18 protein-coding genes are annotated in these 26,282 nt (G+C 43.4%); 15 read left to right on the top strand and 3 right to left on the bottom strand.

Features of this window, described 5'->3' with window-relative positions:
• Positions 1 to 5 precede the first annotated feature (5 nt).
• The gene (locus HMPREF1149_RS07070; protein ID WP_000942249.1) at positions 6 to 770 is read left to right on the top strand and encodes an amino acid ABC transporter ATP-binding protein; all 765 of its coding nucleotides are present in this window, start codon (positions 6 to 8) and stop codon (positions 768 to 770) included.
• Between the two features lie 202 nt (positions 771 to 972).
• On the opposite strand, the gene HMPREF1149_RS07065 is transcribed toward HMPREF1149_RS07070, so the two are convergent.
• Positions 973 to 4,689 carry a pullulanase gene (locus HMPREF1149_RS07065; RefSeq protein ID WP_000723760.1) on the bottom strand — a complete coding sequence of 1,239 codons (3,717 nt, stop codon included), beginning with the start codon at positions 4,687 to 4,689 and terminating at the stop codon, positions 973 to 975.
• 443 nt (positions 4,690 to 5,132) lie between these two features.
• Here HMPREF1149_RS07065 and rpoB point away from each other — a divergent pair, with 443 nt between their 5' ends.
• From rpoB to recA, 9 genes are all read left to right on the top strand, one after another.
• On the top strand, positions 5,133 to 8,744 hold the full coding sequence (rpoB, locus tag HMPREF1149_RS07060; protein WP_000907180.1) for a DNA-directed RNA polymerase subunit beta: 3,612 nt from the start codon (positions 5,133 to 5,135) through the stop codon (positions 8,742 to 8,744).
• A gap of 32 nt (positions 8,745 to 8,776) precedes the next feature.
• Positions 8,777 to 12,442 carry a DNA-directed RNA polymerase subunit beta' gene (gene rpoC / locus HMPREF1149_RS07055; RefSeq protein WP_000228780.1) on the top strand — a complete coding sequence of 1,222 codons (3,666 nt, stop codon included), beginning with the start codon at positions 8,777 to 8,779 and terminating at the stop codon, positions 12,440 to 12,442.
• A gap of 108 nt (positions 12,443 to 12,550) precedes the next feature.
• Positions 12,551 to 12,970: a nucleoside-diphosphate kinase gene (gene ndk / locus HMPREF1149_RS07050; RefSeq protein WP_000438304.1), complete on the top strand. Its 420-nt coding sequence runs from the start codon at positions 12,551 to 12,553 to the stop codon at positions 12,968 to 12,970.
• Positions 12,971 to 13,101: 131 nt separating this feature from the next.
• Entirely contained in the window at positions 13,102 to 13,725 is a 624-nt protein-coding gene (locus HMPREF1149_RS07045; protein ID WP_000978031.1) for a hypothetical protein, read from the top strand.
• An 85-nt stretch (positions 13,726 to 13,810) separates the two neighbouring features.
• The gene (tsaE, locus tag HMPREF1149_RS07040; RefSeq protein ID WP_000556956.1) at positions 13,811 to 14,254 is read left to right on the top strand and encodes a tRNA (adenosine(37)-N6)-threonylcarbamoyltransferase complex ATPase subunit type 1 TsaE; all 444 of its coding nucleotides are present in this window, start codon (positions 13,811 to 13,813) and stop codon (positions 14,252 to 14,254) included.
• Positions 14,244 to 14,765 carry a GNAT family N-acetyltransferase gene (locus tag HMPREF1149_RS07035; protein ID WP_000455512.1) on the top strand — a complete coding sequence of 174 codons (522 nt, stop codon included), beginning with the start codon at positions 14,244 to 14,246 and terminating at the stop codon, positions 14,763 to 14,765. The genes tsaE and HMPREF1149_RS07035 overlap by 11 nt, the downstream gene beginning before the upstream one ends.
• A 4-nt stretch (positions 14,766 to 14,769) precedes the next feature.
• Entirely contained in the window at positions 14,770 to 15,810 is a 1,041-nt protein-coding gene (lytR, locus tag HMPREF1149_RS07030; protein WP_000592177.1) for a glycopolymer--peptidoglycan transferase LytR, read from the top strand.
• A 74-nt stretch (positions 15,811 to 15,884) separates the two neighbouring features.
• Complete coding sequence (locus HMPREF1149_RS07025) at positions 15,885 to 17,141, top strand: competence/damage-inducible protein A (RefSeq protein ID WP_000642675.1); 1,257 nt, start codon at positions 15,885 to 15,887, stop codon at positions 17,139 to 17,141.
• Between the two features lie 54 nt (positions 17,142 to 17,195).
• A complete protein-coding gene (recA, locus tag HMPREF1149_RS07020) occupies positions 17,196 to 18,344 on the top strand; it encodes a recombinase RecA (protein ID WP_001085458.1) in 1,149 nt (382 codons plus the stop codon).
• Between the two features lie 118 nt (positions 18,345 to 18,462).
• Here the strand turns inward: recA and HMPREF1149_RS07015 are convergent, their stop codons facing one another.
• The gene (locus HMPREF1149_RS07015) at positions 18,463 to 19,017 is read right to left on the bottom strand and encodes a GNAT family N-acetyltransferase (RefSeq protein WP_000060287.1); all 555 of its coding nucleotides are present in this window, start codon (positions 19,015 to 19,017) and stop codon (positions 18,463 to 18,465) included.
• A 109-nt stretch (positions 19,018 to 19,126) separates the two neighbouring features.
• On the opposite strand from HMPREF1149_RS07015, the gene HMPREF1149_RS07010 reads away from it, so the two are divergent.
• On the top strand, positions 19,127 to 20,497 hold the full coding sequence (locus tag HMPREF1149_RS07010; protein WP_001036290.1) for an MATE family efflux transporter: 1,371 nt from the start codon (positions 19,127 to 19,129) through the stop codon (positions 20,495 to 20,497).
• Between the two features lie 96 nt (positions 20,498 to 20,593).
• Entirely contained in the window at positions 20,594 to 21,310 is a 717-nt protein-coding gene (locus tag HMPREF1149_RS07005; RefSeq protein ID WP_000532899.1) for a YebC/PmpR family DNA-binding transcriptional regulator, read from the top strand.
• Between the two features lie 47 nt (positions 21,311 to 21,357).
• On the opposite strand, the gene HMPREF1149_RS07000 is transcribed toward HMPREF1149_RS07005, so the two are convergent.
• On the bottom strand, positions 21,358 to 22,047 hold the full coding sequence (locus HMPREF1149_RS07000) for a CD20-like domain-containing protein (protein WP_000675591.1): 690 nt from the start codon (positions 22,045 to 22,047) through the stop codon (positions 21,358 to 21,360).
• Positions 22,048 to 22,240: 193 nt separating this feature from the next.
• On the opposite strand from HMPREF1149_RS07000, the gene HMPREF1149_RS06995 reads away from it, so the two are divergent.
• Genes HMPREF1149_RS06995 through HMPREF1149_RS06985 form a run of 3 tightly spaced genes read left to right on the top strand, consistent with a single transcriptional unit; the run spans position 22,241 to position 26,205 of the window.
• Entirely contained in the window at positions 22,241 to 22,702 is a 462-nt protein-coding gene (locus HMPREF1149_RS06995) for a MarR family winged helix-turn-helix transcriptional regulator (RefSeq protein WP_000360527.1), read from the top strand.
• Positions 22,686 to 24,455: an ABC transporter ATP-binding protein gene (locus HMPREF1149_RS06990; protein WP_000731797.1), complete on the top strand. Its 1,770-nt coding sequence runs from the start codon at positions 22,686 to 22,688 to the stop codon at positions 24,453 to 24,455. The genes HMPREF1149_RS06995 and HMPREF1149_RS06990 overlap by 17 nt, the downstream gene beginning before the upstream one ends.
• Positions 24,445 to 26,205: an ABC transporter ATP-binding protein gene (locus tag HMPREF1149_RS06985; RefSeq protein ID WP_000428394.1), complete on the top strand. Its 1,761-nt coding sequence runs from the start codon at positions 24,445 to 24,447 to the stop codon at positions 26,203 to 26,205. Before HMPREF1149_RS06990 ends, HMPREF1149_RS06985 begins: the two co-directional genes overlap by 11 nt.
• Positions 26,206 to 26,282 lie beyond the last annotated feature (77 nt).

Below are 26,282 nucleotides of genomic sequence, written 5' to 3'. Positions count from 1 at the left end.
ACAGGATGTTACAAGTAGAACATATCGCAAAAACATTTGGAGAGAGGCAGGTGCTGGAGGATGTCAATCTCCAGGTCAATCAAGGGGATGTCGTTGTTATCTTAGGACCATCAGGTTCGGGGAAAACGACCTTTCTCCGTTGTCTCAATCACTTAGAAAAAGCTGACAGTGGCCGTTTGACCTTGGCAGGAAAAACTTATGACTTAGCCAAATTAAGCAAGAAAGACATTCTAGAAATTCGCCAAAAAACAGCCTTTGTTTTCCAACACTACAATCTCTTTGCAAATAAAACTGCTCTGGAAAATATTCTAGAAGGCCTAATCGTGGCTCGTAAAGTTCCCAAGGAAGAAGCGCTCAAACGTGCAGAATTTGCCTTGGAAAAAGTTGGTTTACTGGCCTACAAAGACTACTACCCTTCCCAGCTATCTGGAGGGCAACAACAACGAATAGGAATTGCGCGTGCCATTGCCGTCAAGCCCGAGGTCATTTTGCTAGATGAACCAACATCGGCACTAGACCCTGAGTTGGTTGGAGATGTTTTGGATGTTCTGAAACAGTTGGCGGGAGAAGGTGTGACCATGGTGGTCGTCACGCATGAGATGGGATTTGCTAGAGATGTTGCCAACCACGTTATTTTTATGGACGGAGGCCGTATCGTAGAGGAGAATAATCCCCACGATTTCTTTAGTCGTCCACAAGAAGAACGAACCAAGCAGTTCCTGGCTCGTATCTTATCAGACGCTAGCTATAGTGTAGAATACATGATTTGATAGATAAGTGTATCATAAAAACAACACCCCATGACTAGAAGATTCTTCTGACCATGGGGTGTTTTCTCTATAGGAGGGCTAGGTTATATTCTTTGAAAATCTCTTCAAACCAGGTCAGCTTCGCCTTATCTACAATCTCAAAGCTGTGCTTTGAGTAGCCTGTGGCTAGCTTTCTAGTTTACTCTTTGATTTTCATTGAGTGTTAGTTCTTTTTCTTGTTTTTCATCAACCATCCGAGTCCGAGAAGGGCAAGGATGCTGAATCCAGCAAGGGCAAGGAGGGATTTGCTCTCACTTCCTGTGTTTGGAAGGAGGTTCTGAGAGTGAGCCTCTGCAGCAGTTTCTTGAGTTTCAGGATTGGCTGCTAGGTTTTGAGCTTGACCTTGTTCTGGTTCAACTTCCAAGCTAGAAAGATCAAATTCTGGTTTTTCTTCTACAGCTGGAGCGACGATGGCACCACCTTGAGACAAGCGGAGAACAACAGCAGTGAGAGCATTTAATTTCAAGCCTTTTTCAGTCCATTCGAGACCTTGAGGGTTAGCGATTCCTACGGGTCCTGCTTGGTTTTCATCTGCCAGGACTTCAGCCTTTCTCAAGCGAGCAAAGGCAGTTCCCAAGTTGAATTCGCGAGTCTTACTATCCGCATTGACAAAGACAGCGTAGATATCTCCATTTGGAGCAGTGATTTGGTAGCCGATGACCACGTCTTCTTTTTCAACACCATTTTGTCCTGGGACAGTAATGAGTTGGACGCGTTCTTTGATATCTTGTAGACTCTTGAGTCGGAAGGCGACCGTAGATTGACGAAGAGCGATCAATCCTTTCATGTAGTCACGGCTCTTGACATTTTCAGGATATGCTTTGCCATCTGTAGCCTTGGTCCAGTCAAACTTGTTGACAGCATCACTAGAGTCGTAAGAGTCATGGATAAAGTAAGGATAGACAAATGGCTTGCCGTCCTTATCACGCAACAAGTGAGACTTGTTTGGAACCTTATCTTCAGGAACAGGAGTCTTATAGGCTGGATCAAGGAATTGTTTGGTACGTCCGTATTCCTGACCAGAGTGGATAAAGGGAGTTCCTTGAGCAGTCAAGACCATGAGGTTTCCAAGTCGCAAACGACGATGGATTTCAGCGTAGTTTTCAGCCTTGCTAGGGTCTTTTTTGATAGACTGGGCGATGATATCAAAGAGGGTCAAGTTATCATGGGCTGCGATATACTGGATAACATCTCCAGGACTGTCTGCTTCAAAGTTGGTTGGTTGGGCAATGAGATTTTTAAAGATGGTATTGATATCGCGTTTGCCACCTGTGATAAAGGCAGGCTGGCCTTCGTTTGGATAGCCAGACTTGAGGTTGTTGCGGATGTCGTCTGAAAAGACAGCGACAGTATCTGTTTTCTTCATCCAATCTTGGTCAGCAGGTTGTACAGGCGTATTTTCATCACCAGTATAGGTTCTCCAGCCTTCACCTAGCATGATAAGATTTGGATTGAGGGCACGGGCAGCTTTGTACGCTTCTTCGATAGAAGCCGCATCGTGGTCACCCATCATATCAAAGCGGAAACCATCTACTTTGTAAGTTTCAACCAGATACTTGATAGAGTCTACCAAGACACGTTTAGACATGTAGTGGGTAGTTCCCAAACGACCGCCACCAAAGCTAGTACGTGGAGTTCCGTCTGCGTCCATAAAGTGATAGTAGTTTGGCTCAATATCCTCAAAAATGTCAACATTGGCAGTATGGTTGTAGACCACATCCAAGATGGCCCCCATGCCACGTTTATGGATTTCGTTGATGAGGTTTTTGAATTCTGCGATACGTTTTTCTGGATCCTTAGGATCGCTAGAGTACATACCAGTCAAGGAGAAGTAGTTTTGAGGGTCATATCCCCAGTTGTAGTTACTATTGCTTGAAGCATAGGCAGACAAACGTTCATGGTTTTTCAATTCATTGACAAAGTAGTAAGACAAGACGGGAAGGAGCTGGATGTGGGTCACACCCAAGTCTTTGAGATAGTCCAGTTTTTCGATAAAGGCTTCAAAGGTACCAAATGGCTTGGTCAAGTCTTTTGCGATGGCAGGATCCGAAGTGAAGTCACGTACATGAGCTTCATAGATAACGGCATCTTCACGTGATTTGAAGTTACGAATCTTTCCATAGGTCAAGTCTTGCGGACCTAACTTCGCTGGATCGACAAAGGCAGCTTTAGCGACCTTATGAGCGGCATCTGTTTTTGCTAGGTCACTGTTCCAAGCCGCTAATGATTTGGCATAAGGGTCAAGAACGAGGACAGTTTTACCTTGGCGCTCGATCTGGTAGTGGTAGTAATAGCCAGTGTAGTTGCTGATACCGAGACCAGAGTTTGCATCCAGAGTTTGTTTCCAGGTTCCTTTTTCTCCTTTTTCAAGGGCGACAGTTCCAACTACTTTTTCAGGGTCTTTCTTGTCATAGACAACAACGGAAACCTTATCAGCACTTGGAGACCAGAGGGTGAGGTCAACACGCTTGCCATCTTCTTTTAGAGTTGCGCCGAGTGGACCATCGTAACTGTAGGATTCATCCTTGAGGCGCCAGCTTGAACGTGTGGTAAAGCGGTCTGAATTGTAGCTGACAGTGTAAGGGTGTTGAGTGTCAGAGAAGTCGCCGATATAGGTCACTTTTTTACCTGCCTCATCCACTTCCACGTCTGTGATAGCTACTTTATTCCCTTGGTAATCAGTGATGCTGGAGTGTTTGAGGATATCGTTTTTCTTAGCTCCAACGAGGGTAGAAAAACTGCTTTCGATACGAGATTTAGCCACGTGTTGGGCACCAGTCATGCGGATATCGTGAACGTAGTAGGGGTTGGTGTAGATGGTTTCGTCATCATCTTTGAGGAAAATCTGACTGTGATTTTTTAAATCTGTGAATTTATAATCTTCTTTTCTGATTTTCACATCATCACCTTTCTTGCTTTCGTCTAATAATAAAAATCCGAATTCTCTTGCAGCTTCATTGAGTGGAATATCAATGTAACGGCCATATTTTCCAGTTGCAGTAAAGTCTGTCCCGTCAGGCCATTCTCCACTGCTTGGATTCTTGACATCGCCCCAATACCAGAGAGATTTTTTGTTATAGTTGCCATCGGTGCGGTAGTAGTTGACACGGACAGTTCCTGCTGGCTGAGGACGGTAGTTGTATACTTTATAGTTTTCATCTAGCCAAGCCTCATTCATTTTTGGAGAAAGGCGCTCTACGGAACGGTCTCCAGTAAGGTTATCTCCTTTGGTGTTGTTGATAAGGAAGCTGACTTTCTTGGCTTGCTCATTTTTGAGTTTGACATCTAGGTAATAGCCGTAGTCATCTTGCTTGGCATCCTTGAAGGACTTGGCTCCATTGGGCCAGTTTTCAGACGGCTTTTCAACATCATCCCAAGTCCAAAGACCTTGAGAATCTTTGTTTTCTTCAGGGAGTTTTTTTACATGGATGCGGAAGTGGTTATCTGCGATTGGTTCTTCAGAAGATGTGTCTACTTGTGGTTTTTGATTAGAATTTTGCGTCGAAGTGCTGGCATCTACTTTCTCTTCCTTGCTGTTAGTCTGGCTTGTAGTAGCATCTTCTGTTTTAGATATTTCGGGTGCTGTAGTAGTTTTCGCAGCTGTAGCTTCCTTTTCAGAATCAAGGGAAGCGTTTGCATTCTTTTGTTCAGAAATAGGCGTTTCCTTTTGAGTTTGACTCGTTTCAGTCTCAGTAGGGGCCTTGGTCACAGCGCTGGTATTTTCCTGAGTTTGAGGCAGGTTTTCGTTGGCCGAAATAGTTGGCATTGTAGCAGAAAGCAAGACAATGCTGGCACCAATAAGGACAGAACCAGTTCCGTTCTTCAAGGAACGGATACCATAAATCATTTTTTTCTCAGTTTGAGATGGGATCTTTTTCATCACAATTCTCCTTGTGTAGTTGTTCCTTATCAGTATAGCACGAGGTAAACATTAGTGCAAGCGTTTTCCTAACTTTTAAGAGAAAATATAATGCTTCATTCTCTTGAAATTTTAAAATAATATATAGGAAAAGATTGTTTAAAAAATAGTAAAAAAACCTTGAAAAATCTAGCTAAATAAGGTATAATATGAGTAATCATTTGTCGTAGGTTTTGTCTGAAATATTGTCCAGACAAGGCTCACAGCAGTTAAATCTTCTGAAAAAGTCAGATTTAGCTGCTCTTTTTGTGCTTTTTTTCAGGTTTTTGAGTGTTTGTAACAAAGATTTAAAGATTCTGAAAATTCATCAAAGGGACATGGTGATAGGGGTTTTACAACCATTTGACGATAATCAATAGCCTGATGAAGCAGGCTTGGAACTTTATTTACAAAGGAGAATCATCTTGGCAGGACATGACGTTCAATACGGGAAACATCGTACCCGTCGTAGTTTTTCAAGAATCAAAGAAGTTCTTGACTTACCAAATTTGATTGAAATTCAAACGGATTCATTCAAGGATTTTCTAGACCACGGTCTTAAGGAAGTATTTGAAGATGTATTGCCAATTTCAAACTTCACAGAAACTATGGAGTTGGAATTTGTTGGCTATGAAATCAAGGAACCCAAATACACGCTCGAAGAAGCTCGTATCCACGATGCTAGCTACTCAGCACCAATTTTTGTAACCTTCCGCTTGATCAATAAAGAAACAGGAGAAATCAAAACCCAAGAAGTCTTCTTTGGTGATTTCCCAATCATGACCGAAATGGGTACTTTCATCATCAATGGTGGTGAACGTATTATCGTTTCTCAGTTGGTCCGCTCACCAGGTGTTTACTTTAATGACAAAGTAGACAAGAACGGTAAAGTGGGCTACGGTTCTACTGTTATCCCTAACCGTGGAGCTTGGTTGGAACTTGAAAGCGACTCAAAAGACATCGCTTATACTCGTATCGACCGTACTCGTAAGATTCCATTTACGACCTTGGTTCGTGCACTTGGTTTCTCAGGTGATGATGAAATCTTTGATATCTTCGGTGACAGCGAATTGGTTCGTAATACTGTTGAAAAAGATATCCACAAGAATCCAATGGACTCTCGTACAGACGAAGCCTTGAAAGAAATCTACGAACGCCTTCGTCCAGGTGAGCCTAAGACTGCTGAAAGCTCACGTAGCTTGCTTGTAGCTCGTTTCTTTGACCCACGTCGCTATGACTTGGCAGCAGTTGGTCGTTACAAGATCAATAAAAAACTCAATGTTAAAACACGCTTGCTCAACCAAACCATTGCGGAGCCATTGGTAGACCCTGAAACAGGAGAAATCTTGGTAGAAGCTGGCACCGTTATGACTCGTAGCGTGATTGAAAGTATCGAGAGTCACTTGGATGGTGACTTGAACAAGATCGTTTATATTCCAAACGATGCAGCTGTTCTGACAGAACCAGTTGTCCTTCAAAAATTCAAGGTTGTTGCCCCAACAGACCCAGACCGTGTTGTAACCATCATCGGAAATGCCAATCCAGACGACAAGGTTCGTGTTGTAACTCCTGCGGATATCCTTGCAGAGATGAGCTACTTCCTCAACTTGGCTGAAGGTATCGGGCGTGTGGATGATATCGACCACCTTGGAAACCGTCGTATCCGTGCAGTTGGTGAATTGCTTGCCAACCAAGTACGTCTTGGACTTTCTCGTATGGAACGTAATGTCCGTGAACGTATGTCTGTTCAGGATAACGAAGTCTTGACACCACAACAAATCATCAACATCCGTCCAGTAACAGCTGCGGTTAAAGAATTCTTTGGTTCATCACAGTTGTCACAGTTCATGGACCAACACAACCCGCTTTCTGAGTTGTCTCACAAACGTCGTTTGTCAGCCTTAGGACCTGGTGGTTTGACTCGTGACCGTGCTGGATATGAAGTACGTGACGTGCACTATACTCACTATGGTCGTATGTGTCCAATTGAAACACCTGAAGGACCTAACATCGGTTTGATCAATAACTTGTCATCATACGGACACTTGAACAAGTATGGATTTGTTCAAACACCATACCGTAAGGTTGACCGTGAAACTGGTGTAGTCACAAACGAAATCGTTTGGTTGACAGCCGATGAAGAAGATGAATTTACTGTAGCACAGGCTAATTCAAAATTGAACGAAGATGGTACTTTTGCTGAGAAAGTCGTCATGGGACGTCACCAAGGGGTCAACCAAGAGTATCCAGCAGAAGTGGTTGACTACATGGACGTGTCACCAAAACAGGTAGTTGCCGTTGCGACTGCATGTATTCCATTCTTGGAAAACGATGACTCCAACCGTGCCCTCATGGGTGCCAACATGCAACGTCAGGCTGTGCCATTGATTGATCCAAAAGCACCTTACGTTGGTACTGGTATGGAATACCAAGCAGCTCATGACTCTGGAGCTGCAGTTATTGCTCAGCATGACGGTAAAGTTACCTACGCAGATGCGGACAAGGTAGAAGTACGTCGTGAAGATGGTTCATTGGATGTCTACCACATCCAAAAATTCCGTCGTTCAAACTCAGGTACTGCCTACAACCAACGCACGCTTGTTAAAGTTGGGGATGTCGTTGAAAAAGGCGACTTTATCGCTGACGGACCTTCTATGGAAAAAGGGGAAATGGCGCTTGGACAAAACCCAATCGTTGCCTACATGACATGGGAAGGTTACAACTTCGAGGATGCCGTTATCATGAGCGAACGCTTGGTCAAAGACGATGTCTACACATCTGTCCACCTCGAAGAATACGAATCAGAAACACGTGATACAAAGCTTGGGCCTGAAGAAATTACTCGTGAAATTCCAAACGTTGGGGAAGATGCCCTTAAAAACCTTGACGAAATGGGGATTATCCGTATTGGTGCCGAGGTTAAAGAAGGGGATATTCTTGTAGGTAAAGTAACGCCTAAAGGTGAAAAAGACCTTTCAGCTGAAGAACGTCTCTTGCACGCTATCTTCGGAGACAAGTCTCGTGAAGTGCGTGATACTTCTCTTCGTGTACCACACGGTGCCGATGGTGTCGTTCGTGATGTTAAGATCTTTACACGTGCAAATGGAGATGAGTTGCAATCAGGCGTTAACATGCTGGTTCGCGTCTACATCGCTCAAAAACGTAAGATCAAGGTCGGAGATAAGATGGCCGGGCGTCACGGAAACAAAGGGGTTGTCTCTCGTATCGTTCCTGTAGAAGACATGCCTTACCTTCCAGACGGAACTCCAGTCGACATCATGTTGAACCCACTTGGGGTGCCATCACGTATGAATATCGGTCAGGTTATGGAACTCCACCTTGGTATGGCAGCACGTACTCTTGGTATCCACATCGCAACACCAGTCTTTGACGGAGCAAGTTCTGAAGACCTTTGGTCAACCGTTAAAGAAGCAGGTATGGACAGCGATGCTAAAACAATCCTTTACGATGGCCGTACAGGTGAGCCGTTTGACAACCGTGTATCAGTTGGTGTCATGTACATGATCAAACTCCACCACATGGTTGATGATAAATTGCACGCGCGTTCAGTCGGACCATACTCAACCGTTACCCAACAACCACTCGGAGGTAAAGCTCAGTTTGGTGGACAACGTTTCGGTGAGATGGAGGTTTGGGCTCTTGAAGCCTACGGTGCATCAAATGTCCTTCAAGAAATCTTGACTTACAAGTCTGACGATATCAACGGACGTTTGAGAGCTTATGAAGCTATTACAAAAGGAAAACCAATTCCAAAACCAGGTGTTCCAGAATCCTTCCGAGTTCTTGTGAAAGAATTGCAATCTCTTGGTCTTGACATGCGTGTCCTTGACGAAGATGACCAAGAAGTGGAACTTCGCGACTTGGATGAAGGAATGGACGAAGATGTCATCCACGTAGATGACCTTGAAAAAGCCCGCGAAAAAGCAGCCCAAGAGGCTAAAGCAGCCTTTGAAGCTGAAGAGGCTGAGAAAGCAACAAAAGCGGAAGCAACAGAAGAAGCTGCTGATCAAGAATAAGCAGTTCACTTAGAATAGAAAGGGAAGAAATAGTGGTTGATGTAAATCGTTTTAAAAGTATGCAAATCACCCTAGCTTCTCCAAGCAAAGTCCGTTCATGGTCTTATGGAGAAGTCAAAAAACCTGAAACAATCAATTACCGTACGTTGAAACCAGAACGTGAAGGACTCTTTGACGAAGTCATCTTTGGTCCTACAAAAGACTGGGAATGTGCTTGTGGTAAGTACAAACGCATTCGTTACAGAGGGATTGTTTGTGACCGTTGTGGGGTTGAAGTAACGCGTACAAAAGTTCGTCGTGAGCGTATGGGGCACATCGAGTTGAAAGCTCCTGTATCTCACATCTGGTATTTCAAGGGGATTCCAAGCCGTATGGGCTTGACCCTTGATATGAGTCCTCGTGCCCTAGAGGAAGTTATCTACTTTGCGGCTTATGTGGTGATTGATCCTAAGGATACACCACTTGAGCACAAGTCTATCATGACAGAGCGCGAATACCGTGAGCGCTTGCGTGAGTATGGTTATGGTTCATTCGTTGCCAAGATGGGTGCCGAAGCCATTCAAGACCTTTTGAAACAAGTAGATCTTGAAAAAGAAATTGCTGAACTCAAAGAAGAGTTGAAAACAGCTACTGGACAAAAACGTGTCAAAGCTATCCGTCGTTTGGATGTTTTGGATGCCTTTTACAAGTCTGGGAACAAACCTGAATGGATGGTTCTTAACATCCTCCCAGTTATTCCACCAGATCTCCGTCCAATGTTGCAGTTGGATGGTGGCCGTTTTGCCTCATCTGACTTGAACGACCTTTACCGCCGTGTTATCAACCGTAACAACCGTTTGGCTCGTTTGCTTGAGTTGAATGCACCAGGTATCATCGTTCAAAATGAGAAGCGTATGCTTCAAGAAGCGGTTGACGCTTTGATTGACAACGGTCGTCGTGGTCGTCCAATCACAGGACCAGGTAGCCGTCCACTGAAATCATTGAGCCACATGCTCAAAGGGAAACAAGGACGCTTCCGTCAGAACTTGCTCGGTAAACGTGTTGACTTCTCAGGACGTTCCGTTATCGCCGTTGGTCCAACTCTTAAGATGTACCAATGTGGTGTGCCACGCGAAATGGCGATCGAGCTCTTTAAACCATTTGTCATGCGTGAAATCGTTGCCCGTGACATCGTGCAAAATGTTAAGGCAGCTAAACGCTTGGTGGAACGCGGAGACGAACGTATCTGGGATATCCTTGAAGAAGTAATCAAAGAACACCCAGTGCTTTTGAACCGCGCACCGACCCTTCACCGTTTGGGTATCCAAGCTTTCGAGCCAGTCTTGATCGATGGTAAGGCCCTTCGTTTGCACCCGCTTGTCTGTGAAGCCTACAATGCCGACTTTGACGGGGACCAAATGGCCATCCACGTACCGCTTTCAGAAGAAGCTCAAGCAGAAGCTCGTATCCTCATGCTCGCTGCTGAGCACATCTTGAACCCGAAAGATGGTAAACCAGTTGTTACCCCATCTCAGGACATGGTTTTGGGTAACTACTACTTGACGATGGAAGAAGCTGGTCGTGAAGGTGAAGGAATGGTCTTCAAAGACCGTGACGAAGCTGTTATGGCTTACCGCAATGGCTATGTTCACCTCCACTCACGTGTTGGTATCGCGACAGACAGCCTCAATAAACCATGGACAGAAGAGCAAAAACACAAGGTCTTGCTTACAACAGTTGGTAAAATCCTCTTCAACGACATCATGCCAGAGGGTCTACCTTACTTGCAAGAACCAAATAATGCGAACTTGACAGAAGGGCTTCCAGCTAAGTACTTCTTGCCACTAGGTGGCGATATCAAGGAAGCCATTCGCAACCTTGAACTCAATCCTCCATTCAAGAAGAAAAACCTTGGAAATATCATCGCTGAGATTTTCAAACGTTTCCGTACAACAGAAACTTCTGCATTCTTGGACCGATTGAAAGACTTAGGTTACCATCATTCAACACTTGCTGGATTGACAGTGGGGATTGCTGATATCCCAGTGGTTGAAGACAAGGCTGAAATCATTGAAGAATCTCATAAGCGTGTAGAACAAATCACAAAACAGTTCCGTCGTGGTTTGATCACTGATGATGAACGTTACAATGCTGTTACAGCTGAATGGCGTGCAGCTCGTGAGAAATTGGAAAAACGCTTGGTCGATAACCAAGATCCGAAGAACCCAATCGTTATGATGATGGACTCAGGAGCTCGTGGTAACATCTCGAACTTCTCACAACTTGCCGGTATGCGCGGTCTGATGGCCGCTCCGAACGGACGTATCATGGAATTGCCGATCCTTTCAAACTTCCGCGAAGGTTTGTCAGTACTTGAAATGTTCTTCTCAACTCACGGTGCCCGTAAAGGTATGACCGATACGGCCCTTAAGACAGCCGACTCAGGTTACTTGACTCGTCGTTTGGTTGACGTCGCCCAAGACGTTATCATCCGTGAGGACGACTGTGGAACAGACCGTGGCCTCTTGATCCGCTCTATCGCGGAAGGAAAAGAGATGATCGAGTCTCTCGAAGAACGTCTCAATGGTCGTTACACTAAGAAAACTGTTAAACACCCAGAAACTGGCGAAGTTATCATTGGTCCAAATGAGTTAATCACAGAAGACAAGGCGCGCGAGATTGTCAATGCTGGTGTGGAAGAAGTGACTATCCGTTCCGTATTTACATGTAACACTCGTCATGGTGTTTGCCGTCACTGTTACGGTATCAACTTGGCGACTGGTGATGCGGTTGAAGTTGGTGAAGCAGTTGGTACAATCGCTGCCCAATCTATCGGGGAACCTGGTACACAGCTTACAATGCGTACCTTCCACACGGGTGGGGTTGCCTCAAATACCGATATCACTCAAGGTCTTCCTCGTGTTCAAGAAATCTTTGAAGCCCGCAATCCAAAAGGGGAAGCGGTTATTACAGAGGTCAAAGGACAAGTTACAGCTATCGAAGAAGATGCTTCAACTCGTACAAAGAAAGTCTTTGTTAAGGGTGAAACTGGCGAAGGAGAATACGTCGTTCCATTTACAGCACGTATGCGTGTTGAAGTTGGAGACCAAGTTTCTCGTGGTGCAGCATTGACAGAGGGTTCTATCCAACCAAAACATCTCCTTGCTGTTCGTGATGTCTTGTCAGTTGAAACTTACCTTCTCGGTGAAGTCCAAAAAGTTTACCGTAGTCAAGGGGTAGAAATCGGTGACAAACACATTGAGGTTATGGTTCGTCAAATGATCCGTAAAGTCCGTGTCATGGATCCAGGTGATACAGATCTTCTCATGGGTACCCTTTTAGACATCAACGATTTTACAGATGCGAACAAAGATGTCCTTATCGCCGGTGGAGTTCCAGCGACTGGTCGCCCAGTCCTTATGGGAATCACCAAAGCCTCACTTGAAACAAACAGTTTCTTGTCAGCGGCTTCCTTCCAGGAAACAACTCGTGTCCTTACAGATGCAGCCATCCGTGGTAAGAAAGACCATCTCCTTGGACTCAAGGAAAATGTTATCATCGGTAAGATCATCCCAGCAGGTACTGGTATGGCTCGCTACCGTAACCTTGAACCACAGGCAATCAATGACGCAGAATATCTGGCTCCTGAACAAGAAGAGACAGAACTTGCTCCAGTAGATGAAACTGTGGAAATCCAATCTGAAGAAACTGTAGAATAAAAGCAAATAAGAGAACCTTCGGGTTCTCTTTGCTTTGTTTCAGAAAATTTTCCCACTTTTCCATAAAGTGTGGTAGAATAGAAGAACTAAAATGACAAGGGGATTTATATGGAACAAACATTCTTTATCATTAAGCCAGATGGTGTGAAGAGAGGTCTAGTTGGCGAAGTTTTGAAAAGAATTGAGCGACGTGGTTTCAAACTCGAAAAATTAGAGTTACGTTCAACCGTTTCAGAAGATTTGATTGACCAACACTATCGCGACTTGGTTGAAAAAAGTTTTTATCCTCCTATCCGCCAATTTATGACCTCAGGTCCAATAATTGTTGGAATCATTTCAGGACCCAAGGTAATTGAAAGCTGGCGTGACATGATGGGGGCTACTCGTCCAGAAGAGGCTCTTCCGGGGACCATCCGGGGAGATTTTGCTAAGGCGGCAGGAGAAAATCAAGCCATTCAAAACGTGGTACATGGATCAGATTCAGAAGAGTCAGCTAAACGAGAAATCGCCCTCTGGTTTAAGGATTAGAAGAGAACAGTTCTGTGAATGACAGAACCGTTTTTTGTACCGTTCAGCGTCCTAATGTGATATTTTGGAAGTCATTTATCATTTTCTAATCCTGTTAGAGTATAATTTCTTATACGGAGGAAGAAAAGGAAATGATGAAATCAATTCGTGTTTTATTATTATTAGCTGTCACCCAAATTTTATTTGGAAGTTGTTTATTGTGGAAGGAATCATTTTTATCCTTAAGAGAAGGAAATGTCTATTTTTTAATTCTCATAGTGGGAGTTTCTGGTTTTTGTGCTGGGATTAATTACTTCCATACCTTGGGTCAGAAAAGTCATAGTATTTTACATTCTGTAGAGAAAGTGAAGCTTATCCATAATCTTCTTTTAATCATCAATCTTTTAGCCAGCTGTTTCATTTTATCAGAAAGTATCCAAGTTGGTACTGAGCTCCAGCAGGATCTGGTTGACCTCTTTCTGCCGTCATTCTTTTTCTTGCTGGGAGTAGATCTATGGATTTTCTTACCTTTTGATAAATATATTCGGGATATGGACAATCATCTTAACAAGAAGAGAACGGTTGTGATTTCCGTTTTAGGCACGATTATTTTCTTGAGAAATCCCGTAACAATCTCCTCCATTCTCCTTTATATCGGTCTCGGTTTTTTATGTGCGCGTTTCCTCTTTCCCAAATCCGTGCAAAGGGAAATTTCATTTTACGGACATGTGATTCGCGATGTTTTATTTGTTATTTGTATTTTTACCTTTTTCTAAGAAAGGCAAGGAGAACTGTAAATGTAGCATAGTAAGTCTATAAAGAAAATTCACACAAAAGAAAACTTTTTGGTATAATAGTAGCATGCACACAAAAAATGAAGAAGAGCTTCTAGCTCTCGGAGAAAGATTAGGTCATTTGCTTCAAAAAGACGATGTTCTGATCTTGACTGGAGAGTTGGGTGCGGGTAAAACAACCTTTACAAAAGGCATTGCCAAGGGTTTGGATATCCGTCAGATGATTAAAAGTCCAACTTATACTATCGTGAGAGAGTACGAAGGGCGCCTGCCACTTTACCACTTGGATGTCTACCGTATCGAAGGTGATGCTGATTCTATTGACTTGGATGAGTTTCTCTTTGGTGGTGGTGTGACTGTTATTGAGTGGGGGCATCTTTTGGGTGAAGATTTACCAGATTCTTACTTGGAGTTGGAAATTTTGAAAGAAGCTGAGGGTCGTTGCCTTCATTTTACGGCTCATGGCTCTCGGGCTGAACAACTCATCAAGGAGCTTCAGGATGGAGTATGAGTTGTGTATTCGTGAGGCAGAGATTTCAGATGCTACAGCTTTGATTGCATTTTTAGATTGTGTTGGTCAAGAGACAGACTTCACTAGCCTAGATGAAAATGGTATCATGATGACAGCTTCTGAAATGGCTCTTTTTATCGAAAAGCAAGCTGCATCAGAGAATCAAATTACTCTCCTCGCCTTACTGAATGATGAGATTGCAGGAGTCTTAAATATCACAGCGGATCAACATTTAAGGGTTCGGCATATTGGAGATGTTTTTTTAGCGGTTCGAAAGAAATTCTGGAACCAAGGATTGGCGACTATTCTTCTAGAAGAAGGCATCGAGTGGGCTAAAGCCAGTGGCGTCTTGCGCCGCTTGCAACTCAGTGTACAAAAACGAAATGAGGCTGCTATCCACCTCTATTCAAAAATGGGATTTATCACAGAAGGCTTGCAAGAAAGAGGAGCCTATTTAGCAGAAGGGATATTTTTAGATGTTTGTCTGATGGGCAAATTGATAGATGAATAACGAGATGATCAAAAAATTAATTGGAATGGTGCTAGGTTTTCTGGCAGTAACAGTTGTAGGTGTAGGAATTTATGCCTACACAATCTATCAGCAGGGGACTGCAACCCTGAGTCAAAAAACTTACAAAAAAATCGGTGAAGAAACCAACGTTATCGAAGCAACTGAGCCTTTAACGATTCTCCTAATGGGGGTGGATACGGGAAATTCGGAACGTACAGATCCGTGGGCAGGGAATAGTGATTCCATGATTCTCTTGACGGTTAATCCAAAAACAAAGAAAACCACTATGATGAGTTTGGAACGGGATATTCTGACCAAGATCGAGAGTGGAAATGGCCAAGTTCAGGAAGCCAAACTCAATGCGGCCTATGCCAATGGCGGTGCGGAGCTTGCAATTTCTACTATTCAAAAGATGATGAATATCCACATTGACCGCTATGTAATGGTCAACATGCAAGGCCTTCAACAATTGGTGGATGCAGTTGGTGGAATCACCGTCAACAATACACTTGGTTTCCCAATTTCCATCACTGACCAAGAAGAGTTTAATAAGATTTCCATTGGTGTTGGGGAACAAAACTTGAATGGTGAGGAAGCCTTGGTGTATTCACGGATGCGTTACCAAGATCCTGAAGGAGACTATGGACGTCAAAAACGTCAACGTGAAGTCATTCAAAAAATCGTTGAGAAGGTTTTGAGTCTGAACAGTGTGAGTCATTATCAAGGGATTTTAAAAGCTTTGAGTGACAACATGCAGACCAATGTGGATTTATCAGCTAAGAGCATTCCACAATTGCTCGGCTATCAAGATTCTTTCAGGAATATCGAAACGCATCAATTGCGCGGGGAAGATGCTGAGCTACAGGGAATTTCTTATCAGATTGTCACTTCAGAACATATGCTCGAAATGCAAAATCTCTTGCGTAGTTCACTAGGTAAAGAGCCAGTGACAGAATTGGAAACCAATGCGGTACTGTACGAAACAGCCTTTGGCCGGACAGCGCCTTCAACCAGTACTAGTATTTCAAACGAAGAGGTAGAATAAAACAAAGAATCAAATCGTGGGAAATTTCCTGCGATTTTTTCAAAAAGAATTCGAATAGATAAGTAGGAGGAAACATGAAAGCAGAAATTATTGCTGTTGGAACAGAAATTTTAACAGGGCAGATCGTCAATACCAATGCTCAGTTTTTATCAGAGAAGCTAGCAGAAATCGGGGTAGATGTCTATTTCCAAACAGCTGTCGGAGACAATGAAGCTCGTCTTTTGTCCTTGCTTGAGATTGCGAGTCAACGTAGTAATCTTGTGATTTTGACAGGGGGCTTGGGACCAACTGAGGATGATTTGACCAAACAAACTCTGGCAAAATTTTTGGGAAAAGATCTAGTGTTTGACACTCAAGCACAAGAGAAACTGGATATTTTCTTTGCTCATAGACCTGACTATGCTCGGACACCGAATAATGAGCGCCAAGCCCAAATTGTAGAAGGAGCGACTCCACTGCCAAATGAGACAGGTTTAGCAGTAGGAGGGGTTTCGGAAGTGGATGACGTAACCTACGTGGTCCTTCCAGGACCACCAAGTGAGTTGAAACCCATGGTCTTAAACCAACTCTTACCCAAGCTGATGACAGGCACCAAACTATATTCCCGAGTGCTTCGTTTCTTTGGAATTGGTGAGAGTCAGTTGGTGACCATTTTGGCGGATTTGATTGACCATCAAACCGATCCGACTTTGGCACCGTATGCCAAAACGGGAGAAGTGACCTTGCGCTTGTCTACAAAAGCAGTTAGTCAAGAAAAGGCTGATCAAGCACTGGACATCCTAGAAAATCAAATCTTGAGTCGCCAGACTTTTGAGGGAATTTCTCTACGAGACATCTGTTATGGATATGGGGAAGAAACCAGCCTCGCGAGTGTCGTTGTAGAAGAGCTAAAGAAGAGACAGAAAAGCATTACTGCGGCAGAAAGCTTGACGGCAGGTCTCTTTCAAGCTACTTTAGCAGACTTTTCAGGTGTTTCAGCTATCTTTAATGGCGGTTTTGTCACTTACAGCCTAGAAGAAAAGTCCAAGATGTTGGATATTTCCGAGCAAGAGCTAAAAGAACACGGGGTCGTTTCTGAGTTTACGGCTCGAAAAATGGCAGAGCAGGCACGGCTCAAGACTCAGTCTGATTATGGAGTCAGCCTGACAGGTGTGGCAGGTCCAGATAGCCTAGAGGGGCATCCAGCTGGCACAGTTTTTATTGGACTGGCACATGCAAAAGGGACAGAGGTGATTAAGGCTAATATCGCAGGACGGAGTCGAGCAGATGTACGTCACATCGCGGTTATGCATGCCTTTAACCTAGTTCGCAAGGCTTTATTAAGTGACTAAATTTTGATATAATAGTAAATAGGTCTAAGGACCAGTAGAATATAGGAGAACAGAATGGCGAAAAAACCAAAAAAATTAGATGAGATTTCAAAAAAGTTTGGAGTGGATCGTGAAAAAGCCTTGAACGATGCTCTTAAATTGATTGAGAAAGACTTTGGTAAAGGCTCAATCATGCGTTTAGGCGAGCGCGCGGAGCAAAAAGTTCAAGTGATGAGCTCAGGCTCATTGGCTCTGGACATTGCTCTTGGTTCAGGTGGCTATCCTAAAGGACGTATCATCGAAATCTATGGACCAGAATCATCTGGTAAGACAACGGTTGCCCTTCACGCTGTTGCGCAAGCACAGAAAGAAGGCGGTATTGCAGCCTTTATCGATGCGGAACATGCTCTTGACCCAGCCTATGCTGCAGCCCTTGGTGTGAACATTGACGAATTGCTCTTGTCACAACCAGACTCAGGTGAGCAAGGTCTTGAAATTGCTGGAAAATTGATTGACTCAGGTGCAGTTGACCTTGTTGTTATTGACTCAGTTGCGGCTCTTGTACCTCGTGCAGAAATTGATGGGGATATTGGAGATAGTCACGTTGGTTTGCAGGCTCGTATGATGAGCCAGGCCATGCGTAAACTCGGAGCTTCTATCAATAAAACCAAAACAATTGCCATCTTTATCAACCAGTTGCGTGAAAAGGTTGGGGTCATGTTTGGAAATCCAGAAACAACACCTGGTGGACGTGCTCTGAAATTCTACGCATCAGTTCGTTTGGATGTTCGTGGAAGCACACAAATCAAAGGAACTGGTGACCAAAAAGATACCAATGTCGGTAAGGAAACCAAGATCAAGGTCGTGAAAAACAAGGTAGCTCCACCGTTTAAGGAAGCCTTCGTTGAAATCATGTACGGAGAAGGGATTTCTAAGACGGGTGAGCTCTTGAAGATCGCAAGTGATCTCGATATCATCCAAAAAGCAGGAGCATGGTATTCTTACAAGGGTGAAAAAATCGGGCAAGGGTCTGAAAATGCTAAGAAATACTTGGCAGATCACCCAGATATTTTTGATGAGATTGACCATCAGGTTCGTGTTCAATACGGTTTGATTGAAGATGAAGAGGGAACCACTCCTACCTCTGTCGCAGAAGATTTGGCACCTAACCAAGAAGTAACGCTTGACCTAGGCGATGGACTTGAAATCGAAATTGAAGATTAAAGATAAAACTAGGGAAAGCTTTCAAAATCATAAAAACGCATAATATCAGGTATTCAGAACCTTGATATTATGCGTTTTATTGTGAGAAAGTTCGTTAGACTTCTCTTCCTTGAAACAACTAATGATCACTAAAGCGCCTGTATTTGATGTGAAAGTCAAAATAATGTTCATCTTGTAATTTTTGGAAGATGTCGCGATAGGCTTCCTCGTCGAAATGGTCACCGCGGTAGAGAATTTCAAAACTCAAGCCATCATACTCTAGAAAAGCGTTAGCTGTTTTGAAGCCATTTTGTTGATAGAAGCTCATACGAGCTTTTCTTTGTTCCAAGTTATCGCATTCTTCATCCAGTCGCTCTACTTCAAGCAACATGGTTCGCTGATAAAAATCAGTTAGTTTGTCGATAATTTCCTTCCCATACCCATGACTTCTTAAGTGAGGCATGATGGCAAAAAAGCTGATATAGAAGGCCTTTTGGTTGGAGATGGCAAAAGCAAAGCCAACAAATTCTTCTTCGTTATAAAAAGCAAAAAAGTGGGCGTCATCACGGTCCTGATAGCGCAAAAACTCAGAAAGAGGGACCCGTTCTTCCTCGGGGAAAGCTTCGTTATTTAGCTTTTCAACTTTATCAAGATCTGGAAACACATCGGTTATTAATTGACTGGTCAAACTCATAAATGACCTCCTTTTCTTGATTATAGCAAATTGTCTCTCTGTAAGCAATTGATTTCAGGATTCGTTAAAGAATCTTGTCGGTCCTCTGGAAAGCTGATATAATATCTTTATGAATAAAAAACGAACAGTGGACCTGATTCATGGCTCCATTCTTCCCTCACTTTTGAGCTTCGCCCTTCCAATTCTGTTGTCCAATATCTTCCAACAACTATATAATACAGCTGACGTCTTGATTGTAGGGCGGTTCCTTGGACAAGAATCCCTAGCAGCAGTAGGAGCAACGACGGCTATCTTTGATCTGATTATCGGCTTTGCCCTCGGAGTTGGAAATGGGATGGGAGTTGTCATCGCTCGTCTTTACGGTGCTCGTAATTTTGCTAAGATTAAAGAAGCTGTTGCAGCAACTTGGATTCTGGGTGCCATCCTGAGTGCTCTTGTCATGCTGATAGGCTTCTTCGGTCTTTATCCACTCTTGCAATATTTAGAGACACCTGTAGAAATCCTTCCTCAATCCTATGAGTACATCTCCATGATTGTTACCTGTGTAGGGGTTAGTTTTGCTTACAATCTTTTTGCAGGCTTACTGCGCTCGATTGGCGATAGCCTTGCGGCACTTGCTTTTCTTATCTTTTCAGCTATCGTTAATGTGATCTTGGATTTGTATTTTATTACGCAACTGCATCTGGGAGTTCAGTCTGCGGGTCTTGCAACCATTATCTCGCAGGGTTTGTCAGCAATCCTCTGTTATTTTTATATTCGTAAGAGTGTTCCAGAGCTTCTTCCGGGTCTCAAACATTTCAAATGGAATAAGGCTCTCTATGTGGATCTCTTGGAGCAAGGACTAGCCATGGGTCTGATGGGGTCAATCGTCTCTATCGGAAGTGTCATTTTGCAATCCTCTGTCAATAGTTTTGGTGCAGTCATTATCAGTGCTCAAACGGCAGCACGGCGAATCATGGCCTTTGCCTTATTACCAATGACGGCTATTTCAGCATCGATGACGACTTTTATCTCTCAAAACTTTGGAGCGAAACGTCCCGAACGTATTGTCCAAGGTCTTCGTTTAGGGAGCTATTTGAGTATGTCTTGGGCAGCCCTTGCCTGTATTTTCCTATTTTTTGCCAGTCCTAGCCTAGTTTCTTTCCTAGCAAGTTCGACAGACAGCTACTTGGTAGAAAACGGGACCTTGTACTTACGTATCAGTTCTGTATTTTATCCATTTTTAAGTCTTTTATTGATTTATAGAAATAGCTTGCAGGGACTAGGCCAAAAACTCTTGCCCCTCGTATCTAGCTTTATCGAGTTGTTTGGAAAAATTATTTTCGTAGCTTGGATTATTCCTTGGACAGGCTACACAGGTGTTATTCTCTGTGAACCACTACTCTGGGTTGTGATGACTGTCCAACTTTACTTCTCCCTTTCCCGACACCCTTGGATAAAAGAAGGCAAGAAAATCGTGGCAGTCGGAGGGAAATCCTAGCTTGCTTTGCAAAAGAAAATCCATTTCCTCTAGTGAAAATCAGCTAGACTTGTGTTATAATAAGAAAGATTAAAATGTGAAAAAAGGAGATTCCTAATGGGACGTAAATGGGCCAATATCGTAGCCAAGAAAACGGCTAAAGATGGAGCTAACTCTAAAGTATATGCAAAATTTGGTGTAGAAATCTATGTAGCAGCTAAAAAAGGGGAACCAGATCCAGAATCAAACACTGCTTTGAAATTCGTTATCGATCGTGCTAAACAAGCGCAGGTGCCAAAACACGTTATTGATAAGGCTATCGATAAGGCAAAAGGAAATACAGACGAAACCTTTACAGAAGGACGTTACGAAGGATTTGGACCAAATGGTTCTATGCTGATTGTGGATACCTTGACTTCAAACGTCAACCGTACAGCTGCGAACGTTCGTGCTGCTTTTGGTAAAAATGGCGGGAACATGGGTGCTTCAGGTTCTGTTTCTTACCTCTTTGACAACAAGGGTGTTATCGTATTTGCTGGTGATGATGCGGATGCTATCTTTGAATTGTTGCTTGAAGCAGATATTGATGTGGATGATGTAGAAGCGGAAGAAGGAACAATCACTGTTTACACAGCTCCAACAGACCTTCATAAGGCTATCGTTGCCCTTCGTGAGTCTGGCGTCGAAGAATTCCAAGTGACTGAATTGGAAATGATTCCTCAGTCAGAAGTAGAATTGTCAGGCGAAGATCTTGAAATTTTTGAAAAACTTTACAGCGTTCTTGAAGATGATGAGGACGTCCAAAAGATTTATACGAACGTCGATGGATTCTAATAAAAAAGCGAACAGCTAGCAAGTCTGTTCGCTTTTTATATTTGAGATTAGATTCTGGAACCAGAATCTCTTTGCTGCTGGCTTTCTCCTAGGCCTACAGCTATTTTATGAACTAGTAAGAGTTGACCATTGTCCTGTTTTGCAAAAGTTAAGGTAACAGTCTTGATATTGTCACCAATAGAGATATAGGTGACTTTTCTAGTATCGTATCCCCCAATAGTGGAATCAAACTCGGAGTCTGGCAGTCCGTGTTTTTTGATAATATCCTTGTAATTGGTACCACCTTTTCCTTTGTTATCAAGGTCACCTTCGATTAAAGCGTCGAACTGTTCTTGGGTCCAAGTGAAGGTATCGTCTTCTTCCTCCTCTTCAGGGAGTGAATCAATGGTATCATCTGTCAAGTCGCGTTCCATTGAGGAACTAGCCTCTCTATAAGAACGGTTAAACTCTCTGACAAACTCTTTGTAGACATTAGCATACAACATCTGGGTCGTAAGGAAGAGTATAATAGAAGCAATTGACAAGGATGTTCCGATAATGGCCATTGTTTTCCGTTTTTTGAGATTGGCAATAAGTCCGATAATACCTAAGATCAACGCGACAATAGCGATGAAAAACGATAGATAGTTAATAAACGGGATCCAAGATCCTAAAAGTGCGATGGCTCCAAAAATGGTTGCTAAAATCCCTAAAACTTTTTGTTCTTCTGGTTTCATTTGAACGTTTTCTCCCTTCATCAAGTGAATGGATTCCTATCCACGGTAGCTAGTGCTTATTATAGAGAAAATATTCTCCAATGTCAATTCAGACTAAAATAGTTCTCTAGGAAACTTTTTTCTTGACATCTCTTCTGAAGGTGATAAAATAGTTCTCATGGAAACGTAATTAGTTCTCCAGAGAACTATATTTAATCGTGAGAAAGGAGCAATCATGGACAAGCCGATGTTGATGTTTAAACGTTTTGGATACCAGGCTCATCTGATGATACAGAAAGAAGCCAAGCGATGTGGCCTTGAATTTATGGGTGGACCGCAGGGGCAGGTTCTGCGTTTTTTAGATTGCCAAGAACAGTCTGAAAATCTGGTCTTAATTAAGGATATCGAGCAGGAACTCAATATTACTAAATCTGTTGCGAGTAATCTAGTCAAGCGCATGGTACAAAATGGTTTGGTTGAACTAGAGGCCAGCCCGAGTGATAAGCGGGCAAAGTTTGTTCGCTTGACGGATAAATCGCGTTCGCAGATGCAAGAAGTTAAGGCCTTTTTTGATCGGATCAATCAGAGTCTGCTAGAGGGTGTTTCAAAGTCAGACTTGGCAATCTTTGAAAAGGTCCTCGGTCAGTTGCAAGAAAATGTTGAGAAGATAGGAGGAGAGAATGAAGAAACTCGCTAAACGTATTACAGGAAAAGAGTGGGGGATGATTGTCCTTGCGATTCTTTTCACTTGTTTCTCGGTCTATCTCGAGTTAGAGGTGCCGACTTATATTTCGCAAATTACAGAATTACTGGGAACGTCTGGAACGCAGTTGGGTGAACTCTGGTCACCAGCTGCGAAGATGATTGGTTTGTCTTTATTGGCTTTCTTTTCATCTGTTATGGTTGGTTTCTTTGCCGCTCGCGTTGCAGCATCCTATACAACCCATCTACGTAGAGACGTATTTCATCGTGTTTTAGATTTTTCGCAGACAGAGATCAAGCGCTTTTCAATCCCAAGTCTCTTGACTCGGACGACCAATGATATTACCCAGGTACAGATGCTCTTTACCATGGGCTTGCAAGTGGTTACTCGTGGGCCAATTATGGCTATTTGGGCCATTGGGAAAATTCTTGGAAAATCGGAATACTGGCTCTGGGCAGTAGTAATCGCTGTTATCGTCAATGTTTTGATGACAACTGTTCTCCTGACTCTGGCCTTTCCAAAACAATCGGTCATCCAAAAATTGACAGATAAACTCAATAGCATCACTCGTGAAAGTTTGACTGGGATTCGAGTTGTTCGCGCATACAATGCCGAGGATTACCAAGATAAGAAATTTGAAGCAGCTAACGATGAGGTAACACGTCTCAATCTCTTTGTCAATCGATTGATGGCCATTATGAATCCCATTATGATGGCGATTTCTAGTGGCTTGAGTCTAGCCATTTACTGGATTGGTGCCTATATCATCAACGATGCAAGTTTGACAGACCGTCTACCACTCTTTAGTGATATGGTGGTCTTCATGTCTTATGCTATGCAGGTCGTGATGGGCTTCTTGCTCATGAGTGCTCTCTTTTTCGTCCTTCCTCGTACCTTGGTTTCGGCAGGACGTATCAATCAAGTATTGGATCTGCATTCTTCTATTGAAAATCCTAGTCATGCACAGACAGCGGATCCTTCAGTTCAAGGACAAGTGGAATTCCGTGATGTGACTTTCCGCTACTCTAAAAACTCAGAAGCAGTCGTGGAACATGTCACTTTCAAAGCAGAAGCGGGTCAAACCGTGGCCTTCATCGGATCGACTGGATCAGGTAAGTCTACGCTTGTCAACCTCTTGCCACGTTTTTACGACGTTTCAGATGGACAAATCCTAGTGGACGGAGTTAATGTGCAAGATTACGATTTGGAAGATTTGCGCAATAAGGTCGGCTATATCCCTCAAAAAGCAGTCCTCTTCTCAGGAGATGTCAAGGGGAACTTGGACTTTGGTAAGAGCAAAGAAACTCCTCTAAGCGAGGCTGCTATGTGGCAAGCTCTTGAATTGGCCCAGTCTAAAAACTTTATCGAGAATAAGGAAGCAGGTCTTGCATCAGAAGTAGCCCAAGGTGGAACCAACTTCTCAGGAGGACAAAGACAGCGTCTGGCCATTGCGCGTGCCTTGGCTCGTAAACCAGAGATTCTCATCTTTGATGACTCTTTCTCAGCCTTGGACTACAAGACAGATCGTATCCTACGCCAAGAACTAGCAGAGAAAACAAAATCCATGACCAAGCTCATCGTAGCGCAGCGGATTTCTACCATTATGGATGCTGACCTGATCGTAGTATTGGATCAAGGAAAAGTCGTGGGACAAGGCACCCACAAGGAACTTCTTGCAACCAACGGAGTCTATCAAGAAATTGCCTACTCACAACTATCGAAGGAGGAATTGGAACATGGAAAATAAAAAAGTGTCGGTCTGGAAACAGTGCAAACCTTATATGGCAGGCCTCCAACTTCCCCTACTAGTAGCGATTGTAGCAGCTGTATGTTCAAGCATCATCACTGTTTATGGACCAACCAAGATTAAAGAAATTACCAACTTGATTTCAGATGGTTTGATGACGGGAATTGACCTAGAGGCTGTGTCAAGTATTGCTAGCTTTTTAGTGATTCTCTATGTATTTGGCGCCATCCTTAACTATACACAGGCCTATATCTTTTCAACGAGTATTCAGCATTTTTCAAAACGCTTGCGGACAGCAATCGCTGAAAAAATCAATCGTTTGCCACTTGGCTATTTTGACCGTCATTCACAAGGAGATACCCTTTCGCGCGTGACCAATGATGTGGATACAGCAGCGCAATCTCTCAACCAAAGTCTAGGGACAGTTCTTTCAGCTAGTTTCTTGTTGATTGCTGTCTTGGTGACCATGTTTGGGATGAACTGGATTTTGGCATTGGTAACCGTTGTATCAACCCTTGTTGGCTTTGCGGCGGTTTCTGTAATTATGGCCAAGTCACAGGGTTATTTTAAAGCCCAACAAAATAATCTAGCAGCCGTCAATGGTTATGTAGAAGAAATGTATTCGGGACACAATGTTGTAACGAGCTACAACGCGGTGGACACCTCCAAAGCGAAATTTGCAGGTTTAAACCAAAACTTGCACGACAGCATCTGGAAATCTCAGTTTATCTCTGGTATCATGATGCCAGCCATGTTCTTTGTTGGGAATTTTAGCTATGTTTTGGTCATCATCGTTGGTGCCGCGCTGGCGTTAGAAGGGCATATCACTATCGGGGTTATTGTAGCCTTTATGGTTTACGTACGGACCTTCTCCCAACCCCTGTCACAGATTGCCCAAGGGATTACCAGCTTACAACAAGCGAGTGCAGCCATGGGACGTGTCTTTGAATTTCTAGGTGAAGCTGAGATGCAGGATGAATCCCATAAGGAAAAACAATTAACTGGCATGAGAGGGGAAGTGGTCTTTGATCATGTGTCCTTTGGCTATACACCAGAACGCACCATCATCCATGACTTTTCTGCGATAGCTCATGCAGGTCAAAAGGTCGCAATCGTTGGACCGACTGGGGCTGGTAAGACAACCATTGTCAATCTTTTGATGAAGTTTTATGAGATAGATAAGGGAAGTATCCGTATCGATGGTGTCGATACCAAGGATATGAAGCGCTCAGAAGTACATGATGCCTTTTCAATGGTCTTGCAAGATACTTGGCTCTTTGAAGGAACCATTCGAGAAAATCTCATCTACAATCAAACGGGCATCAGCGATGAGCGGATGATGGAAGCTAGCAAGGCTGTGGGAATTCACCACTTTATCATGACTTTGCCAGATGGCTACGATACTGTCTTGGATGACACTGTGACCTTGTCTGTTGGACAGAAACAGCTTTTGACTATCGCTCGTGCGCTTCTCAAGGATGCACCGCTCTTGATTTTGGATGAAGCGACATCCTCAGTCGACACACGTACAGAGGAATTGATTCAGAAAGCCATGGACCGTTTGATGGAAGGACGCACATCCTTTGTCATCGCCCATCGCTTGTCAACTATTCGTAATGCTGATTTGATTCTTGTCATGAAAGATGGCAATATCATCGAACAAGGCAACCATGAGGAACTAATGGTGCAAGGTGGCTTCTACGCCGACTTGTACAATAGCCAATTTACAGAAGACGAAGCAGAAGAATAAATCTAAAGAAGGCTTGACGGCCTTCTTTTTCTGCACTATACTAGAAGACAAACGTCTCACCGGTAGACAAAAACAAG

It is taken from the genome of Streptococcus sp. BS35b (genome assembly GCF_000286475.1).
Taxonomy (GTDB): domain Bacteria; phylum Bacillota; class Bacilli; order Lactobacillales; family Streptococcaceae; genus Streptococcus; species Streptococcus oralis_W.
Note: the sequence above shows the minus strand (reverse complement) of the source record. Positions and strands in the feature narration are given on the sequence as shown.

What these genes read in the sequence shown, in the direction of transcription:
- HMPREF1149_RS07070 (WP_000942249.1), top strand. Translation starts at nt 6, where the DNA reads ATGTTACAAGTAGAACATATCGCAAAAACATTTGGAGAGAGGCAGGTG.
- HMPREF1149_RS07065 (WP_000723760.1), bottom strand. Translation starts at nt 4,689, where the DNA reads ATGAAAAAGATCCCATCTCAAACTGAGAAAAAAATGATTTATGGTATC.
- ndk (WP_000438304.1), top strand. Translation starts at nt 12,551, where the DNA reads ATGGAACAAACATTCTTTATCATTAAGCCAGATGGTGTGAAGAGAGGT.
- HMPREF1149_RS07045 (WP_000978031.1), top strand. Translation starts at nt 13,102, where the DNA reads ATGATGAAATCAATTCGTGTTTTATTATTATTAGCTGTCACCCAAATT.
- tsaE (WP_000556956.1), top strand. Translation starts at nt 13,811, where the DNA reads ATGCACACAAAAAATGAAGAAGAGCTTCTAGCTCTCGGAGAAAGATTA.
- HMPREF1149_RS07035 (WP_000455512.1), top strand. Translation starts at nt 14,244, where the DNA reads ATGGAGTATGAGTTGTGTATTCGTGAGGCAGAGATTTCAGATGCTACA.
- lytR (WP_000592177.1), top strand. Translation starts at nt 14,770, where the DNA reads ATGATCAAAAAATTAATTGGAATGGTGCTAGGTTTTCTGGCAGTAACA.
- HMPREF1149_RS07025 (WP_000642675.1), top strand. Translation starts at nt 15,885, where the DNA reads ATGAAAGCAGAAATTATTGCTGTTGGAACAGAAATTTTAACAGGGCAG.
- recA (WP_001085458.1), top strand. Translation starts at nt 17,196, where the DNA reads ATGGCGAAAAAACCAAAAAAATTAGATGAGATTTCAAAAAAGTTTGGA.
- HMPREF1149_RS07015 (WP_000060287.1), bottom strand. Translation starts at nt 19,017, where the DNA reads ATGAGTTTGACCAGTCAATTAATAACCGATGTGTTTCCAGATCTTGAT.
- HMPREF1149_RS07010 (WP_001036290.1), top strand. Translation starts at nt 19,127, where the DNA reads ATGAATAAAAAACGAACAGTGGACCTGATTCATGGCTCCATTCTTCCC.
- HMPREF1149_RS07005 (WP_000532899.1), top strand. Translation starts at nt 20,594, where the DNA reads ATGGGACGTAAATGGGCCAATATCGTAGCCAAGAAAACGGCTAAAGAT.
- HMPREF1149_RS07000 (WP_000675591.1), bottom strand. Translation starts at nt 22,047, where the DNA reads ATGAAGGGAGAAAACGTTCAAATGAAACCAGAAGAACAAAAAGTTTTA.
- HMPREF1149_RS06995 (WP_000360527.1), top strand. Translation starts at nt 22,241, where the DNA reads ATGGACAAGCCGATGTTGATGTTTAAACGTTTTGGATACCAGGCTCAT.
- HMPREF1149_RS06990 (WP_000731797.1), top strand. Translation starts at nt 22,686, where the DNA reads ATGAAGAAACTCGCTAAACGTATTACAGGAAAAGAGTGGGGGATGATT.
- HMPREF1149_RS06985 (WP_000428394.1), top strand. Translation starts at nt 24,445, where the DNA reads ATGGAAAATAAAAAAGTGTCGGTCTGGAAACAGTGCAAACCTTATATG.